The organism is Sivoneniella epilithica UHCC 1019 (assembly GCF_040830845.1).
In the GTDB taxonomy this organism is placed as follows: Bacteria; Cyanobacteriota; Cyanobacteriia; order Leptolyngbyales; family Leptolyngbyaceae; genus ULC077BIN1.
Genome location: NZ_JBFPDP010000028.1, coordinates 1 through 16,662 on the forward strand (window position 1 = coordinate 1; position 16,662 = coordinate 16,662).

General features: G+C 47.5%; 18 protein-coding genes and 1 pseudogene. 16 read left to right on the plus strand and 3 right to left on the minus strand.

Going from position 1 to position 16,662, the window contains the following annotated elements:
* Positions 1-138: 138 nt before the first annotated feature.
* A complete protein-coding gene (locus AB3R30_RS16640) occupies positions 139-636 on the minus strand; it encodes a hypothetical protein (RefSeq protein WP_458650330.1) in 498 nt (165 codons plus the stop codon).
* Positions 637-753: 117 nt separating this feature from the next.
* Here AB3R30_RS16640 and AB3R30_RS16645 point away from each other — a divergent pair, with 117 nt between their 5' ends.
* The 3 genes from AB3R30_RS16645 to AB3R30_RS16655 all read left to right on the plus strand — a co-directional run bounded on the left by AB3R30_RS16645 (position 754) and on the right by AB3R30_RS16655 (position 4,083).
* Positions 754-1,530 carry a superoxide dismutase gene (locus AB3R30_RS16645; RefSeq protein ID WP_458650331.1) on the plus strand — a complete coding sequence of 259 codons (777 nt, stop codon included), beginning with the start codon at positions 754-756 and terminating at the stop codon, positions 1,528-1,530.
* Positions 1,531-1,636: 106 nt separating this feature from the next.
* A complete protein-coding gene (locus AB3R30_RS16650; RefSeq protein ID WP_458650332.1) occupies positions 1,637-1,891 on the plus strand; it encodes a ferric reductase-like transmembrane domain-containing protein in 255 nt (84 codons plus the stop codon).
* Positions 1,892-2,013: 122 nt separating this feature from the next.
* Positions 2,014-4,083: a cation:proton antiporter domain-containing protein gene (locus AB3R30_RS16655; protein WP_458650333.1), complete on the plus strand. Its 2,070-nt coding sequence runs from the start codon at positions 2,014-2,016 to the stop codon at positions 4,081-4,083.
* A 24-nt stretch (positions 4,084-4,107) separates the two neighbouring features.
* Here the strand turns inward: AB3R30_RS16655 and AB3R30_RS16660 are convergent, their stop codons facing one another.
* Positions 4,108-4,497 (minus strand): hypothetical protein, encoded by a 390-nt coding sequence (locus AB3R30_RS16660; RefSeq protein ID WP_458650334.1) that lies wholly within the window; start codon positions 4,495-4,497, stop codon positions 4,108-4,110.
* Between the two features lie 201 nt (positions 4,498-4,698).
* On the opposite strand from AB3R30_RS16660, the gene rppA reads away from it, so the two are divergent.
* From rppA to AB3R30_RS16680, 4 genes are all read left to right on the plus strand, one after another.
* Positions 4,699-5,376 carry a two-component system response regulator RppA gene (rppA, locus tag AB3R30_RS16665; protein WP_458650335.1) on the plus strand — a complete coding sequence of 226 codons (678 nt, stop codon included), beginning with the start codon at positions 4,699-4,701 and terminating at the stop codon, positions 5,374-5,376.
* A complete protein-coding gene (locus AB3R30_RS16670) occupies positions 5,363-6,619 on the plus strand; it encodes a sensor histidine kinase (RefSeq protein ID WP_458650336.1) in 1,257 nt (418 codons plus the stop codon). Before rppA ends, AB3R30_RS16670 begins: the two co-directional genes overlap by 14 nt.
* 91 nt (positions 6,620-6,710) lie before the next feature.
* Positions 6,711-7,415: a hypothetical protein gene (locus AB3R30_RS16675; protein WP_458650337.1), complete on the plus strand. Its 705-nt coding sequence runs from the start codon at positions 6,711-6,713 to the stop codon at positions 7,413-7,415.
* A gap of 83 nt (positions 7,416-7,498) precedes the next feature.
* Complete coding sequence (locus AB3R30_RS16680; RefSeq protein ID WP_458650338.1) at positions 7,499-8,185, plus strand: SAM-dependent methyltransferase; 687 nt, start codon at positions 7,499-7,501, stop codon at positions 8,183-8,185.
* A gap of 266 nt (positions 8,186-8,451) precedes the next feature.
* Here the strand turns inward: AB3R30_RS16680 and AB3R30_RS16685 are convergent, their stop codons facing one another.
* A complete protein-coding gene (locus AB3R30_RS16685; protein ID WP_458650339.1) occupies positions 8,452-8,643 on the minus strand; it encodes a hypothetical protein in 192 nt (63 codons plus the stop codon).
* Positions 8,644-9,095: 452 nt separating this feature from the next.
* On the opposite strand from AB3R30_RS16685, the gene AB3R30_RS16690 reads away from it, so the two are divergent.
* The 9 genes and pseudogenes from AB3R30_RS16690 to AB3R30_RS16730 all read left to right on the plus strand — a co-directional run bounded on the left by AB3R30_RS16690 (position 9,096) and on the right by AB3R30_RS16730 (position 16,569).
* A complete protein-coding gene (locus AB3R30_RS16690; protein ID WP_458650340.1) occupies positions 9,096-10,073 on the plus strand; it encodes a helix-turn-helix transcriptional regulator in 978 nt (325 codons plus the stop codon).
* A gap of 109 nt (positions 10,074-10,182) precedes the next feature.
* Positions 10,183-10,410: a Uma2 family endonuclease gene (locus AB3R30_RS16695; RefSeq protein WP_458650341.1), complete on the plus strand. Its 228-nt coding sequence runs from the start codon at positions 10,183-10,185 to the stop codon at positions 10,408-10,410.
* Positions 10,411-10,564: 154 nt separating this feature from the next.
* The gene (locus tag AB3R30_RS16700) at positions 10,565-10,933 is read left to right on the plus strand and encodes a Uma2 family endonuclease (protein WP_458650342.1); all 369 of its coding nucleotides are present in this window, start codon (positions 10,565-10,567) and stop codon (positions 10,931-10,933) included.
* A 193-nt stretch (positions 10,934-11,126) separates the two neighbouring features.
* Positions 11,127-13,619 carry a TonB-dependent siderophore receptor gene (locus AB3R30_RS16705; RefSeq protein WP_458650343.1) on the plus strand — a complete coding sequence of 831 codons (2,493 nt, stop codon included), beginning with the start codon at positions 11,127-11,129 and terminating at the stop codon, positions 13,617-13,619.
* 15 nt (positions 13,620-13,634) lie between these two features.
* The gene (locus AB3R30_RS16710; protein WP_458650344.1) at positions 13,635-14,594 is read left to right on the plus strand and encodes an ABC transporter substrate-binding protein; all 960 of its coding nucleotides are present in this window, start codon (positions 13,635-13,637) and stop codon (positions 14,592-14,594) included.
* A gap of 4 nt (positions 14,595-14,598) precedes the next feature.
* Positions 14,599-14,808 carry a DUF1636 family protein gene (locus AB3R30_RS16715; protein WP_458650345.1) on the plus strand — a complete coding sequence of 70 codons (210 nt, stop codon included), beginning with the start codon at positions 14,599-14,601 and terminating at the stop codon, positions 14,806-14,808.
* Positions 14,809-14,862: 54 nt separating this feature from the next.
* Entirely contained in the window at positions 14,863-15,177 is a 315-nt protein-coding gene (locus tag AB3R30_RS16720) for a hypothetical protein (protein WP_458650346.1), read from the plus strand.
* 279 nt (positions 15,178-15,456) lie between these two features.
* Positions 15,457-15,705: pseudogene (locus AB3R30_RS16725) on the plus strand (IS630 family transposase); the annotation flags it as partial.
* Between the two features lie 366 nt (positions 15,706-16,071).
* Positions 16,072-16,569 carry a globin domain-containing protein gene (locus tag AB3R30_RS16730; protein WP_458650347.1) on the plus strand — a complete coding sequence of 166 codons (498 nt, stop codon included), beginning with the start codon at positions 16,072-16,074 and terminating at the stop codon, positions 16,567-16,569.
* Positions 16,570-16,662 lie beyond the last annotated feature (93 nt).

Here is a 16,662-nt window from a genome sequence, read left to right on the forward strand (position 1 = left end):
GCAATTTACGACTCAAGATGCCCGCATCAAACTCAAGCGTCTCTATCCATCAATTCTTTCTTGACAGACTACTAGCCTAAATCCAGTCGTGCATTAGGACTAAAGCGGTAAACGGCTCCAACTCCGGCTCCAATAATGTCACCAATCCGATAAATGGGATTTCGTTCTGGAAAAACGAGAGGGTGAGCCTTTGGAACCGCCAAAACTAGCAAAATAGGGGTTGAAATAATTTGCATAGTAATGACGAGATCCAGAATTGCCATACAGATGAATCGTCAGTTGATCATTGACTGGAAACCGATACTCCAGCAAATTCAGCGTTAATTGATTGTCTGTATTGCCTACTTCGTAAGAGAGGCGCGTCATTTCAGTGCCCGATAATCCGCTAAAATTGGGCACTCGATTAGAGGATTGCAGCCGTACCAGTAAGCGATCGCGCCCGGTGAAGCTAGTCGTCAGATTGAGCCGCATCGGATAGCTGAGGCTGAGGTTCGATCGAATAGATGTATCTGGATTGGCATTCGCGTTGTCTCTGGTTAAGTCACTCGCAACAACGACTAAAGATGTATTTAGGTTTGGGGTAGTCGAGTACTCAAAGCAGGTAAGGAAAAAGGGCGATCGCTCACTGTCTCTCACTTGAAAATTTTGACCCTGGTGCCAAGCCGATCAAGATTCTAGCTGTCACTTTTGAATCACATTTGTTGCTGATGCTAAAGGTGAATCATAACTATATCTACCTGATTAAATTAAGTGATGATGAAAAGATTTTTACGGCGACCCATCCGGTTTCTAATGGCAGGCGCAGCACTGGTGCTGTTGCTCATTTCCTGCCAAACCACTCCTCAGGCACAGACTACTCCCCCAACGACTCAACCGACTGCCGTTGCATCACCAGGAGGTGAACTGAGTGCCTATCCTGCTCAACTCCCGCCTTTATCTTATGAGTATGAGGCTTTGGCAAAAGCGATCGATGCCGAAACAATGAAACTGCATCACGATCGCCACCATGCGACCTATGTAAAAAAATTAAATGAAGCATTAAAGTCGCAAACGAATTTACAGAACCGCAGTGTGGAAGCGTTATTGCGTGACCTCAACAGTGTACCGGAAGAGATTCGTACCAAAGTTCAAAACAATGGGGGTGGACATCTAAATCACACGATTTTTTGGCAGATTATGAGTCCAAACAGCGGTGGGCAACCCACAGGCGAGATCGCTCAAGCCATCAACCAAACCTTTGGCAATTTCGATAGCTTTAAAAAGCAATTCAATGAAGCAGGGGGCGATCGCTTTGGGAGTGGCTGGGTTTGGCTAGTTCGCAATCCTCAAGGGCAACTGCAAATTGCCACAACACCGAATCAGGACAACCCGATGATGAATGGCAATTTTCCAATATTGGGGAATGACGTTTGGGAACATGCCTATTATCTGCGCTATCAGAATCGTCGAGCAGAGTATCTGAATAACTGGTGGAATGTGGTGAACTGGCAAGAAGTGAATCGTCGATTTCAACTCGCATCCCAGCAATAAGGCAAGAGAACACCATGAGATGGTTGTTGATGCATAGCCCGATCGCGGTTGCCGCACTGTGGATTGTGGCGTACTTATTCTTAACACTATTTCCATATTGGTGTTGATGTTCTATCCGCCTTCTGGTGGACGCGGCTTTTGGATTGGGTTGTCAGTCGCGTTGGGCTTTATTGGACTGGCGATGATGGCATTGCAATTTGTCCTGACGGCTCGCGTGAATCGCATTAAATCCTCCTACGGCATTAACATCTTGCTGCAATTTCATCGCTACACCTCAATGGTCGCCTTTTTCAGGGTGCTGCTGCATCCGATTATTCTGTTTAGTGTGCAACCCGAAACCCTGCAACTGCTCCATGATTAGTACTAATCTATAGGCATCATCGCCAACACTCTATTGAATTTTCCTTCAATTCTCTCTGATTTTCCTTTACAAGCGATACAGCAATTTTTCTATGATGATTACTGTCGTCTGAATGAGTTGTAATGCATTATTTCTGGAGTTTTTTAGCGGTTACCTTTCCATCGTGGCAAGAGATTTTAGCTCCGCTGCTGCCATCGGAACCCATTACTGATCCCGTAACGATTTTTCTCATCATCATGGCGATCATGCTGGTCGCCCCCCTGCTGTTTGAACGGCTGCGGCTACCAGGGATCGTCGGCTTAATTCTGGCGGGAGTGATCGTGGGTCCCCACGGCTTTGGTCTTCTAGAGCGAGATAATACGATCATCCTCTTAGGAACCGTCGGACTGCTGTTTCTCATGTTTATGGCAGGGTTGGAAACTAGCCTGGATGACCTGAAACATAACGCCAAGAAAGCATTGATTTTTGGCTTGGCGACTTTTGCCGTGCCCATGGTGCTGGGCATGGCAGCGATGCTGCTGTTGGGCTACTCGCTTTTGGCATCCGTTTTGGTGGCATCGTGCTTTGCCTCACACACGCTGTTAGCCTTGCCGATCGCAAGCAAACTGGGGATTATGCGATCGCAATCAGTGACAATCACCCTAGGTGGGACTCTGATTACCAACGTGTTAGCTCTGCTGGTACTGGCAGTGGTGGTCAAAGCGCACCAGGGAAATCTGACGCTGGGTTTCTGGCTATTCTTGCTTCCCTCACTCACTTTCTATACGATTGCCACCTTATGGGGAGTTCCTAGGCTGGGGCGCTGGTTTTTCCGCCGCTTTGGGCATGATGAAGGAGCCGAATTTACGTTTGTGGTCGCAACTCTATTTGTAGTGTCTTACTTCGCCAAACTGATTGAGATTGAACCGATCATTGGGGCATTTTTAGCAGGCATTGCCATTACCCAACTGATTCCGCAACTGAGTCCCTTGATGAACCGAATTCAGTTTATTGGTAATACACTGTTTGTGCCGTTTTTCTTGATTTCCGTGGGGATGCTGGTCAATCCACTGATTCTGTTTCAGGAACCGCGATCGCTGCTGATCTCTGCCGTCATGGTGGGAGTGGCGATCGTGGCGAAGTTTGTACCTGCTTGGGGAGCCAGCAAACTATTTCAGTTTGATTTTTCTAACATGATGGTGATGTTTGGGCTATCGGTAGCTCAAGCCGCTTCAACCCTGGCAGCCATCACCGTTGCCTACAACATCAAGCTGGTGGATCAACTCACGGTGAATGGGACGATCGCCATGATTTTAGTCACTTGCATTGCCTCTCCCTGGATTACAGCCCGCTGGGGGGAGGGCATGAAAACCAGCAACGCTCCTGAACCCCAATCGAGCAATCTATCTCAAGCCTCACCGCAATATCGCATTCTGGTTCCAGTCGCAAATCCCAGCACCGAGGACAACCTGCTGCAACTCGCATTGATTTTGGCAAAAAGCACGAATGGAACCTTGTTACCGCTACACGTGTTGATGGATGCGCGTGCCCCGATTTCAACCGAAGCAAAACTGCAACAAGAACGATTGCTGGATGCCGCTGAGACGATCGCCCATGCAGCAGTGACGGATGTGGAAACCATTGGTCGCGTAGATGATTCGATCGACAAAGGAATTTTGCGAACCACGCAAGAGCGCAACGCCAATCTGGTCATTTGCGGCTGGAAGGGCTATTCCACCTATCAAGATAATTTCTTTGGCAGTGTGATTGATAACGTTGCCCGTCGGACTCTCGTTCCGATGCTCATTACTCGATTCACTCACCCGGTTCAGTCTACTCAGCGGGTGTTTTTGGCGATCGCTGACCCAGAAATCACCACTGCCAGCTTTCAACAAACCTTGATGTTAATGCAGACTCTAGCAACCGAGTTAAAAGCGTCACTCCGAATTTTACAGGTTCACTCTAATCCCCGTGCAGCGCGGATTTCTGGCAAAATTCCCGGTCTAGACGAAGACGTGCCAGTGCAGCAAATACGAGGAAATTTTGTGCATCAGGTCGCTCAAATTCTAGAAATCGATGACCTGCTGGTTTTAACTCACAATGCTTATCCAAAGCGTTTGGGGGCACCCGTACTGGGCGCTGAACCGGAAGCGATCGCTCGTCAGCATCCTGACATTTCCATCATCATTGCCCATTTTCCCCATTTGACGTAAGTTCCTGATGATGCCCCGCTGTCCTCAATCTACAAATCGGTAGCTAATCAGTTTGCGAACCGTTTCAACGGGCATCTCTAGTTTTTGGGCGATCGCTGTTTCGACCTGGCTAGCTTGAACAACGGGAAACTCATACTCCAGACTCTTTAAACTAAAGTTCATTGTCCTCACAAAAATGATTGTCTTGCTTCGACGGCGATCAATCTCGGCATTCATCGCCAGAATCGTAACCGACAATTTGACACCCGGTTGTCGATCTGCCCGAAGTTTACTAAGAGAGTCATAGGGACGGCTCAACACCTGTGCTGCCATAGAATGACCTGCCACCCAGAAGAGTACTGCGATTAGAGGTAAAGGCAGCCAGAATTCCCAACCAGCGCGATGAAGCAGTTGCGAAAAGCGACGGAGAGTCATTGGAAGTCTTTATGTTAAGGGTGTAACGCCAAAGTCCCTCTCCCAAAAAGGGATGTAGGGTGAGGGCTATTGGGATAGCCGCACATCGCGTTGCATAACACAATTTTAGTAAATAACGGGATGTCAGAGATCTCACTTCTGGGGGACGCTTTTCCTGAACTGCCCTTCTAGGATGCAAAGTGCAAAGTCAGGTTGATCACTATGCGAATTCTGCTGGTAGAAGATGACACAAACCAACGAGAACCTCTACAAGCTGCTCTTTCGGGGGCAGGGCATGTTGTAGATGGAGTGGGGGATGGAGCGATCGCACAGTGGATTATGTCCCAGCGGGAGTATGATTTGCTAATTCTAGATTGGTTGCTCCCACAAGTGAGTGGAGTCAGCTTGTGCCAACACTATCGACACATGGGCAAAACCGTTCCAGTATTAATATTGACCGCGAAAGACACAATTTCTGACAAGATTAGCGGTTTGGACGCTGGAGCAGATGATTATCTAGTTAAACCTGCGGATATCTTTGAACTACTGGCACGAGTGCGGGCATTGGGGCGGCGATCGCCTCTTTGGAAAGGAGATACGTTACACGTCAAGGATTTAACTTTACACTTATCCGCACTAACTTTAGAACGGGAAAAACACCATCTGCGACTTTCCACTCGCGAATTTCAGTTGTTAGAATATTTGATGCGCCATCCCCGCCAAGTACTCTCGCGTGATCAAATTGAACAAGCCTTATGGGAATGGGGTAGTGAGCCGGAGAGCAACGCCATTACTGCCTTGGTTCGTCGTCTGCGGCAACGGTTACAGGCTGTCGGCGCGAACTGGCTAGAAACTGTCTATGGCATTGGATATCGCTTGAATCCAGATGTTCAATCGTAGTCGTCGTGACCTGACTCGTTGGTTCACGCTGTCGATGGGCAGTATATTGATTCTGTTTGCCAGCATCCTCTATTACCAGCGATCGATCAACCGCTTAGAAGAGAGCGATCGCCTGCTTTACCGCAAAGCTAGAGTCATGACAGCCAATATCGACTATGAGTGGCGACAGGACAAAGAACGAATTGATCTGAGTAATGTACCCATTCTAGGAAAATACTCTCCGCCCTCTGACAGTAATTTGATTTATGCTCGCTGGTACTCTGCGAAAGGAACGTTATATCAGTTTTATGGACGACAGCCTGCCGACCAAATTCAGGCGATCGCGGCATTTGAGACAATTCAAGCGCATCCCGAATGGCTACGACAATTAACGCTACCCGTGGATCATAACGGACGCACGATCGGCTATCTTCAGATCGCGATTCCGTTGACGGATGCCCAAGTTGCTCTGAGAGAAATGCTGATGGTGATGGTGATCACCATGCCTCTGACGCTGGGTGTTATTAGTTTAGTGGGTTGGTTTTTGAGCGGAATCGCCATGAAACCGATCCGCAACGCCTACGCTCACCTGCAACGATTTACATCCGATGCCTCCCATGAACTCAGAGCGCCGCTGGCAACGATTCTGAGCAATGCTCAAGTGGGTTTACTCAGTCCAGTTGAGGCAGGTAAACCAAAACACATTCGCTTAGAAAATATTGCAGAAATGGCTAAATCAATGAATCGGTTAGTGACGGATTTGCTGTTTTTGGCTCGTCAGGGAGGACGATTAGATTCAAACACAATTCAACTGATTCACTTAAATGACTTGCTGAAAGAAACGATCGCAACTCCATCCATTCAATCTGCTGCCAAACATTTAACACTTCATTTAGAACTACCAGAAGAGAATATTAGGATTAACGGTAATGCTGATTTGTTACAGCAAGCAATTATCAATCTCCTCACAAATGCTTGCAAATACACATCGTCTAAAGGAACAGTGTGGGTGCGGTTAATCAGTCAATATCATCGAGTATTAATTCCAATAGAAGACACGGGGATTGGCATTTCAGAAGCAGGTCTGCCCCATATCTTTGAACGATTTTATCGAGTGGATGAGGAACGAACGCGACAAAAAGGTGGCTCTGGATTGGGATTGGCGATCGCACAGCAAATTGTAGCAGCCCACGGTGGATACCTTACAGTCAGTAGTCAAGTTGGCAAGGGATCACTATTTCAAATCGAATTACCTCTGATCTGAAAGTTATTTGCTGTCACTTTCCAGTCACATTTGTGGTTGATTCTGAAAATATATCTTGATTGTTCACCCTATCCCTAATAGGTTTTCGACCATGAATATTTTACGTTTCAAGCAACTCTTTTTAGTCTCTGGTTTTGCTGGAATTCTCATTCTCCTGGGTGGGCAGTCAACTCACGCTCAATCTCCTTCAACCACTCCTGAGCCAACAGATACGGCAGAACTTTCCGCAGATCTACCCGCTCTGAAAACCGGAGCTACCCCTGCACCTGGCACGGTTAGAACATCTGCCGCTAGTCTTCAGGCTGAGACCTTGACTGCACAAACAACGGCTCCATCCCCTGAAACAACCACCCCTGAAACCACACCTATTCAAACGATTACGCCTGGACGAGCAACGAGATCGGGTCCAAGTTACGTTGGTATAGGCGGCAACATTGGCTTTGGTGGACGTACTGATTTAGGGCGAGGTAGCTTTACCATCTTTAGCAAAGTTGGCTTAACCAATAATATCTCTGCCCGTCCTGCCATTAATTTCAATCGTAGACCCGCCATTTTGCTGCCTGTGACATTTGATTTTCCGCTGCGTTCTGCGGTGGATGGACGAGTGCTAGTTGCTCCTTTTGTAGGAGGGGGGGCAGTGATTTCAACGGGTAGTGGTAGTGTGGTGCGCGGCTTAGTGACTGGCGGCATTGATGTGCCCATATCGGATCAATTCACAGCCAACGCAGCGGCTAATATTGGGTTCTTTGGCAAAACAGAAGTGGGCTTGCGATTGGGGGTAGGGTACAACTTCTAGAGGTTGTGAAGAACAGGTTCTGAAAAGGTCAGTATTAAATAGGTATTAATTTGAGTCAAATTTTTTTGAAGGAAATTAGGATTATGCAACTCAAGTCTATGACGCGATCGCTGTTCGTTGGCATCAGCATTCTCACGCTGACCAGCGTTGGTTGTACCCAACAGCGGAATTTTGAATCGGAGGCTCAAAGTCCGACCGCCAACTCTCAAACTAACTCTACTTCTGATCAGGTGCAGGCGGCTCCTAATCCCACTACAGAAGCTTCTAATCCCACTACAGAATCTCCCACTCGCGCACCCGATGTTGTTTATGTTCCGACCCCTACGCCTGTCGTGAACGAGATGCTGCGGTTGGCAAACGTCAAGTCTGATGATGTCGTTTACGATCTGGGTAGTGGTGATGGGCGGATTGTGATTACAGCGGCGAAGGATCGAGGCGCACGTGGCATAGGCATTGACATTAACCCAGAGCGAATTCAAGAAGCCAATGAAAATGCTCAAAAAGCAGGGGTCAGCGATCGCGTTCAGTTTCGCCAACAGGATTTGTTCCAAACCAACTTTAGTGATGCAACCGTCGTGACGCTCTATCTGCTGCCAGAACTTAATGTGAAGTTGCGACCCAAATTGCTACGCGAATTGAAACCAGGGACGCGCATTGTTTCCCATGCGTTTGATATGGGTGATTGGAAACCCGATCAAGTGGTCGAAGCAGATGGCGGGACTGTCTATTACTGGGTTGTGCCTGAAAATCCTCCTGCTAATTTGCAGTAGGAAAAAGGCAACTGTAACTTCGAGCAGCACTCATATTGAAATGCTCTAATTCGTTCCTTTAGAGCGCTACACAACCTGCAAGCAAACAATGGGGTCGTCCATCTAGTCGCTGGCAACATCGGTTCCGGCTTTGCCCATTGAAGCCCGTCAATTGTGCCGCTTCTTCAGCCCAATCTGCTCTGCGATCGCCATTGCTGTTGTCAAATGATCACCCGTGATCATCTTCACTTACTATTCCGGCAGATTGACAGACTGCGATCGCTGCTTCATGGGGCGGGTTCAATCATGCCCTGCAAGCCCAAAAACGTTAGCTTCGACTCTAGGTCAGCCTGAGCTAATGTTGTCTGTTGCGTGGAAATCAATTTCTCAGCTAACACCAACACCCGCAGACCTTGTTCTGCCAGTTGTTCTGGCTCTCTTTGCAAACGGTCTCGATCGATGAGAGTGGAGTGACCCAAACGATTTTGGGCATTGCTGAATCTGGAGATGAAATTCGTAGGGGCAATCCCTTGTGGTTGCCCTTCATATCCGGCAGGGTAAGCACAAGACCTACCCCTACTTCTATTCAGCAACGCCGCTTTTTCTTGGGTTGCCTAATCGTCACTCCAAGAGGTGCAAACCCTTGAAATCCTCGGTCTTGCCATAAGGTGCTGCCGAGTGGAAACTGGTATTCCTCGCCGTCACAAATTGCATCTCAGATTTACTCTGTTTTGCCGCCCTAGACCAAACGTGGAAACTGATATTCCTCGCCGTCACAAATTGCATCGTGGGAGTTGCACCCAAACAGTTTCGCCACTTTTAGCATGGATCGGAAAAGGAGCGTCTATGCCGCTAATTGCAGCTAATTCACTTGACTTTCAGATGCTAGGCTAGGATATTGAAAGTTATTCTCATTAGTTGTCCTCAGTACATGAGTCTTACCCTGACCGCCCAAACGGAAGCAGAACTGTGGCAAGAAGCCGAGCAATGCTATCCATCCGTGATCACGATCGATCGCATGGAAACGATCTCTCCTGTCCCTCCAACCTTGGGGCATGGTTATCGACGAACGATTCAACTGATGCCGGGGTTTGAGCTTTGCCTATTCCACGAAGCCTATGAGGATGTCAATGTGCGAGTATCCCCCAACCCTCATCCAGTGCAGTTTCAGGTTTTACTGGCTGGCATTGCGGACTGCGGTGATTTTCTCTATATCGATGCACAGCACGGGTATGTTGGTGGCAGCGGCATCCAGCCCACCCATGATGTATTTAACCCAGCGGGGCACCCTAAAATTGGGGTCGATGTGCATTTAGAACCAAAAGTGGTGCGGCAGTTGTTTCGCGATCCATCAGGGGAAGTGTGTCCAGAATGGTTGCCGCTGCTGCAAGGAGACAATCCACAACAGGTGTTTGCACCGAAGACGACACTCGCGATGCGATCGCTGGTACAGCAAATGTGGGATTGCCCGTTTTCCGGCGGCATTAAGCAGGTGTACTTGCAAAGCAAAGCCTTGGAACTGATCGCCCTGCAACTGACTGCCCTGCAAGAGCCGTCGCCATCGCATTCATCCGACAATCTCAAACCCCAAACCCTGAGCCGAGTTTATCAAGCTGCTGAGTTGTTGCGATCTCACTTGGATCATCCCCTCTCCCAGATTGAACTGGCTCAGCGGGTTGGAGTCAGCGATCGCACTTTGCGACGAGGATTTCAGGTGGTATTTGGGACTACGGTCTGTGGGTACTTACTTGAACAACGGCTAATCCAGGCAGAGCAGTTATTATGCCAAACGAATTGGACGGTGGCGGAGGTGGCGCATCGTACTGGCTACAGCAATCAAGGGCATTTTGCCGCCGCGTTTAAGCGCAAGTTTGGCATGACTCCGAAGCAATGCATGATGGGTCGCTAGGTGGAGGAGTGATGGCGTGATGGCGCAGGTCTACATAACATTAATACCTTTTAGAATTGAGTGAAGTGAGAGATGATTTGAATGTTGGCAAGCGGTGAGGCTTTTGACCATGACCCAAACAGCATCCAGTACATCTAAGCTGATGACGATGGAGGAGTATCTTGCTTACGACGATGGCACGGATACACGGTATGAGTTGGTGGATGGGGTTTTGGTAGAAATGCCGACAGAATCACCGGAAAACTGCAAGTTGGCTAAATTATTGATGTTTGAGTTGGCAAAGTTTGTGCTAATTGTATTGATTAATCTGAAAGATCTTGAAATTGGGCGTTGCTGAATAGAACTATGATTTTGTGCTTAAGCCTTTTGCAGCCCTCACCCTAGCCCTCTCCCACAGGAGAGGGAACAAGAGTTCTAGCACCCTTCTCCCTGGGAAGAAGGGTTGGGGATGAGGGCAATTCATATCTGCTTCAGCAACGCCTGAAATTGCGGTGAGCGGCAGACGGGCAAAGGTGCGCTTACCTGATTTAACCGTTCTCAGCGAACAAGGTTACACTGCGCTGGCGGGACGAACCAGAAATATAGTTACCCATGAGATGCCACCCCCTGTTTTAGTCGTTGAAATTGTGTCACCTGGAGCGGAGAATCGAGACCAAGATTATCGCTACAAACGCACAGAATACGCTGCACGAGGAATCGCGGAATATTGGATTATTGATCCGGAGACACAGCAGGTGACGATGTGCCTGTGGGTGAATGGACAATATGAAGACACCGTTTGTACGGGAGATACGCCGCTGCGATCGACGATCGTGCCGGAGTTCGGTTTGAGTGCGGCGCAGATTTTGGCGTTTGGGTAAGGGTAGGAATAGAGAATAGGGGTGAAAGCGCCTTCTGCCTTTTGGCAAATTTTTTGACCAATTTTGTCCGAATCGGGATCAAAGTCCGGATTTGAGTAGACGAGGTGCGATCGCGTTCTCTACACTGCTTTCTGTTGCACAGCAAATAGGAATCTGTTGCAATAGATCAGTTTAATGTGTGTGAGGCAGTGGTATGAACGGTAGACAGTGGGCATTGGTGCAGTTGGTTGTGTGGGTGGCGATCGGTGTGGCAACGGATGTGAAAGCGGATGAAACGGATGGAGGAGGAGTATCCGCTTCATCTGTTTCAAAATCCGTTGCCAATATTTCTCGTGTTCGCGATCTCCAGCAACCTGCCACGACCGTCAAAGATTGGGTCGCCCAAATGGGAGCGGCACAGGTGCAGGTCACAAACGTGAAACTGGAGCGCACGGAAGCCGGACTTGATATCGTGCTGGAGACGGCGGAGGGGAAACCGCTGACCATTGATGCCACGAAGTTTCGCACGGAAGGGAATAGCCTGATTGCCGAGATTCCCAATGCGGTGCTGGCGTTGCCGCAGGGACAGCCGTTTGTGGCAGATAACCCGACGGCGGATATTGCGACGGTGCAGATGGAGCAGCAGGCAGGCAATATTCGGGTGAGTGTGGCGGGAAATAATGCGCTACCCAAAACCGAGGTGACGCTGAAAGCAGGAGGTTTGGCGTATAGCCTGAACCCGGAAGCAGATGAACCGGATGAGGAAATTGTGGTGACGGGCGAAGGACAGCAGGACTTTCGAGTGCCGAATGCAACCACAGGAACCCGGCTTGACATTCCTCTGCTAGACACACCTGCATCGATCGGTGTCATTACCAATCAATTGATTGAAGACACAGCACCCCGACGAGTAGAAGACTTAGCTCCTTACATTAGTGGAGTAGCTGCTGGGGACGTTGGACAAGGCGGACTGTTTACAGATTTCCAAATTCGTGGATTTAGTACTGGTAGCCAAGTTTATATCAACGGGCTGCGAGATAATTATCGATCGCTAGTCAGAGATCTTTCAAATATTGAGCGCATTGAAATATTGAAGGGGTTTTCCTCGATCCTCTATGGAGCAGGGACACCAGGGGGTGTGGTGAACTACATCACCAAAAAGCCTCAAGCTACACCCAGCTATGAGGTCTCTTTTGAAGCAGGCAGTTTTGATTTTTACCGGGGAGAAGCCGATCTCACAGGTCCACTCACCTCAGATAAAAATTTGCTTTATCGGTTGAACTTAGCATTTCAAGGTGCCCAATCCTTCGTGCCCAATGTTGAAGATAATCGGATCTATGTTGCTCCATCGCTAACGTTGAAAACAGGAGGAGGCGGTTCTCTAACGGTTGAAGGGGAATATTATCGTCAAGATAAAGATTTTAATACAGGTGCCAAATTTTTCAATGACAGATTCTTCTACAATCGCAGCTATACCGATCCGCGCAATAGCCAAATCTACAATCACTACCGCATTGCAACTTACTTCGATCAGCCCATTAGCAAGCAATGGTCAATCAACTTGAGTGGTCAATACTTCAATACCCAAAGAGAGTTACAACCACTTCTGACCTCTATCTTTTTTGATGGTGATATTCTACCCCGCTTCTACCGAACAATTTCTGACGACTATTATCAATACAACCTTCGCGGTGAAGTTCGAGGCAACTTCAAGATTGGAGCCTCCGAACATAAACTACTGGCAGGCGTTGAGTTCAACAAATATCGCTCCAGATTTGATAGTGCGATCAGCGTCTTTGGTAGTGTTGATGTTGCCAATCCCACCTTTGATGTTCCACTTCCAACGGGTCTTTCTAAACGTCTCATTGATTTTAGTAATAAGGATTGGGGCATTTACATCCAAGATTTTGTCAAACTGGGACGATTTCGCCTACTAGCGGGTCTTCGATATGGTGAATTTGAGTTTTTTGATCAGGGTAAAGTTGCACAAAGCGGCAATTTTGTTTCTCCCTCTGTCGGATTGGTTTACAGTCTCACAGATTCAGCATCCCTCTACGCCAGTTTTAGCCAATCGACAGAACCACAGTTTGGTCTGTCTGCTGACGGTAGCCCTGTCGCCCCCAGAAAAGCAACTCAGTTTGAAATTGGTGCTAAGGTCAATCTGCTTAATGATCGTGTTAGCGTTACAGCAGCACTCTTTAACTTGAAACAAACTAACATTGCCGAAACCGATCCTGTGACTGATGCAAGTATTCTTGTGGGTGATGTTCGCAGTCGTGGGTTTGAGTTAGATATTGCTGGCAAGATCACCAAAAACTTCAACCTGATTGCAGCCTACACGCTGCTAGATTCAGAAGTCACCAGCAGCATCAGCGGGCTTCAAGGAAACCGTTCAGTCAACAGTCCACGTCACAGTTTAGGACTTTATGGTAAATACGAATTTACCGAAGGTGGCTTAAAAGGGCTGAGTTTGTCAACAGGTTTGATTTATGCAGGTGAACGTTCTGGAGACAGCGAAAACACATTCGAGCTTCCAGGCTATGTCCGAGTTGATTTAGGAGCAGGTTACAAAATCAATAATGTCACTTTCAGGTTGGCAGTTGAAAACCTATTCAACGAACGCTATGCTTCTGGGTCAAGCAGTCGAGCAAGCATTACTCAAGGACTTCCCCTTGCAATTACTGGCAAAGTTTCAGTGGAGTTTTAATCATTTAAGATCATCATGCGACGTTTTCTCTGTTGGCTAATCGTGGGTATTTTAGGATTTACTCTAATTACTGCTTGCAATCATGCAGAGCAGAAGCCATCCGTTTTACCTGCTCAACCAACCGCAGACTGTCGCATGGTTGAACACACGCTGGGGAAGTCTTGTATTCCCAAACATCCGCAGCGCGTTGTGACTCTCCACACCTCCATCTTGGCTCATGTGCTGGCACTCGGCATCAAACCGATCGGCAGCACCTATCTCCAGGCATTCACTGAAAATATTGAAACCCCACCTTACCTAAAACCTTACCTAGCTGGAATTCAAGCATTGGGTGGCTATGATCCAAACCTAGAGAAGATGCTGTATATCAAGCCTGATTTGATCATTGGCTACGACTGGGAGACAAAAGTCTATCCTTTGTTATCCCAAATTGCACCAACCGCTTTGAGCCTGCCTCATAACAGTGGCGATTGGCGAAAAACTTTTGAGTTTGTGGCTGAGGTTTTAGGGCGGCAAGATGCGGCACAACAAGCCTGGGATCGCTATTACAATCGAGTGGCAACCCTCAAAGCAGCATTAGGAAACCGATATCAAGATCAAACCATTTCTCTTGTTTCTATTGCTGGGGGCAACGTCTTTAGTGAAGTGAAAGGCTCGTTTCCTGACCGCATTCTCAGGGATGTTGGATTACAACGTCCTGCTGCTCAAGATGTGGAAGCGCAAGCTAACATGCTACCAATTTCTGAGGAAGAGCTAGACAAAGCGGATGGCGATATCTTGTTGGTTAGCATGATGACAACCGACGATCGCAAGCAGTTGGAAGACCTAAAACAAAAACCACTTTGGCGAAAACTTCGTGCTGTTCAACGCGATCGAGTTTACTTGGTTGACTACATGACATGGCGAGGGTTTAACCTGCTGGCTGCCAATGCCGTTCTTGATGACCTGGAAAAATACCTCGTCAACACGCCTTAAGCTCATGACTCAACACACCCTGTTCATCTGTCAATCCTGCCATTCCTCCGAAGATCGCCCCGAACATCAACCTACGGATGGTGCAGCTTTATTAGAGCAAGTCAAAACCCATCAAGCAAACTCTTCCAGTGACATTCGAGTTCAGCCAGTGGGTTGTCTCTGGGCTTGCGATCGCCCCCTCTTGCAATGCAGCAATTCCAAATTCAGATTTTGACATGTGGCTCAATTAGGCTAGAGGATAAAGAAGCACCTGAGTAGGAGCGTCTTCATGGAACCAATGCCTTTAAGTTTTGGTGTTTTGATGAGCTATCTACAGCAAGCCATCAACCGGATTGAAGATCCACGACAAGCCAGTAATGGAACCCGCTACAGCCTAAGCGATGCAATCCTGGCAGCGTTTAGTGTGTTTTTCATGCAGTGCGAGTCATTTCTGGAGCATCAACGTCAGAGGCAAAGTCGGTGTGGCAAAGATAACGCTCAAACGCTGTTTGGGTTAGGACGAATTCCAACCACGCCCCAAATTCGCAATATCTTGGATCAACTCGCTGCAACGTTAGTATTTGGAGTGTTTGAGCGGGTGTAAGCTGATCAGCATTTAAGTTGCCTAATTGAGTCATAAGAATGATTAAACCACCCGTGCGATGCCAGCAAAAAACTTTCTAGATTCAGAGCAAGTAGATAAATTACAAAAAGCGCTTCGAGAGAGTGAATTAGCCCAGGTGTTGCTGAATGCAAGCATGATTTGCCCTCATCCCCAACCCTTCTCCCGCTGGGAGAAGGGAGCTAGAAGTCTTGTTCCCTCTCCAGCGGGCTAGGGCTAGGGTGAGGGCGAATTTTGATATTCATACCTCAATTCAGCAACGCCGAATTAGCCCATGTTCGAGAACGAATTTTAATTCTTTTACTTCAAAACGATGGTAAAACTCAACGAGGAATTGCCGATTTTATAGGATGTTCACCTCGAACAGTTGCCTATTGATGTATGCCTGGTGACCCTGACAAATTGGAGAGTTTGCAAAATCAACGAAACCAAGAGAGTCATCGCAAAGCGACTGCTGAATATATCAGATTATTATTAGAAACAATTGACCAAGAGCCAGCAGAGCTAGGTCAGATGATGAAAACTTCACTATTATTCGTCATCAGCGCGGTTAATACTTGATGGCAGTGGACGGTCGCAAGCTGTCGGTGAAGGTTGCTTAGGTGAACTGCTGTTGATCGCAGTATCACAGCAATCAAGCATTGATCAGAGCAGAATCGAATGGGGTTGTAATAAATTTTTGTTGTGATAAATTAAAAGTACCCGTTTTAAAAGTACCCGTTGTTAGTTACAAAGTCGCTTGCCAGTGCGATCGCCGCTTTGGGTAAACATAACTGTCGATCAAATGGTGATGTCAGTAGCTTGAATCAATTGTGTTTAGTGACTGAGTAACTCTTATTTTCTGAAAGTTCGATAGTAAGAGGAGAATTTTGCATTATGGTTAGCCAAAAAACAATTGAGATTGTTAAGGCAACTGCACCAGTTGTTAAAGAAAAAGGTGAAGAGATTACCAGACGGATGTATCAGATTGTGTTTGAAGAGCGTCCTGATTATAAACGCGGCTTTGAAACTACTTGGATGCAGCATCTAGATGGAAATAATCAGGCATACAAGTTAGCTGCCGCTGTTTATGCCTATGCGACTCATATTGATCGCTTGGATGAGCTAGCTACAGCAGTAGACAAGATTGCCCATCGTCACGTAGAAACTCGCATCTTACCTGAGCAATATCCCCTGATTGGTGAAAAGTTATTGCAGGCGATGAAAGATGTTTTACAAGATGCTGCAACTGACGAAGTAATGGCGGCATGGGCTGAAGCCTATGATGCTTTAGCAGCCGTCTTTATTCAAACTGAAAAGGCGATCTATCAACAAGAAGATCAAGAACTCACTGAGCAGTTGACGAGAACTAAAAGCTCCAGGACATCAGCCTGACTATAGATCAATTCGGACAGTTAGCCGGACGATCGCGTTCCTGGATAGTGACGTGTTAGCCAGCCAATCGGAGGTATGATAAACCACGTTCAA

Bases quoted from the DNA above. Each gene is read 5' to 3' on its own strand.
- AB3R30_RS16670 (WP_458650336.1), top strand. From the start codon at position 5,363: ATGTTCAATCGTAGTCGTCGTGACCTGACTCGTTGGTTCACGCTGTCG.
- AB3R30_RS16675 (WP_458650337.1), top strand. From the start codon at position 6,711: ATGAATATTTTACGTTTCAAGCAACTCTTTTTAGTCTCTGGTTTTGCT.
- AB3R30_RS16695 (WP_458650341.1), top strand. From the start codon at position 10,183: ATGACCCAAACAGCATCCAGTACATCTAAGCTGATGACGATGGAGGAG.
- rppA (WP_458650335.1), top strand. From the start codon at position 4,699: ATGCGAATTCTGCTGGTAGAAGATGACACAAACCAACGAGAACCTCTA.
- AB3R30_RS16655 (WP_458650333.1), top strand. From the start codon at position 2,014: ATGCATTATTTCTGGAGTTTTTTAGCGGTTACCTTTCCATCGTGGCAA.
- AB3R30_RS16720 (WP_458650346.1), top strand. From the start codon at position 14,863: ATGGAACCAATGCCTTTAAGTTTTGGTGTTTTGATGAGCTATCTACAG.
- AB3R30_RS16680 (WP_458650338.1), top strand. From the start codon at position 7,499: ATGCAACTCAAGTCTATGACGCGATCGCTGTTCGTTGGCATCAGCATT.
- AB3R30_RS16650 (WP_458650332.1), top strand. From the start codon at position 1,637: ATGTTCTATCCGCCTTCTGGTGGACGCGGCTTTTGGATTGGGTTGTCA.
- AB3R30_RS16645 (WP_458650331.1), top strand. From the start codon at position 754: ATGATGAAAAGATTTTTACGGCGACCCATCCGGTTTCTAATGGCAGGC.
- AB3R30_RS16660 (WP_458650334.1), bottom strand. From the start codon at position 4,497: ATGACTCTCCGTCGCTTTTCGCAACTGCTTCATCGCGCTGGTTGGGAA.
- AB3R30_RS16690 (WP_458650340.1), top strand. From the start codon at position 9,096: ATGAGTCTTACCCTGACCGCCCAAACGGAAGCAGAACTGTGGCAAGAA.
- AB3R30_RS16710 (WP_458650344.1), top strand. From the start codon at position 13,635: ATGCGACGTTTTCTCTGTTGGCTAATCGTGGGTATTTTAGGATTTACT.
- AB3R30_RS16705 (WP_458650343.1), top strand. From the start codon at position 11,127: ATGAACGGTAGACAGTGGGCATTGGTGCAGTTGGTTGTGTGGGTGGCG.
- AB3R30_RS16715 (WP_458650345.1), top strand. From the start codon at position 14,599: ATGACTCAACACACCCTGTTCATCTGTCAATCCTGCCATTCCTCCGAA.
- AB3R30_RS16730 (WP_458650347.1), top strand. From the start codon at position 16,072: ATGGTTAGCCAAAAAACAATTGAGATTGTTAAGGCAACTGCACCAGTT.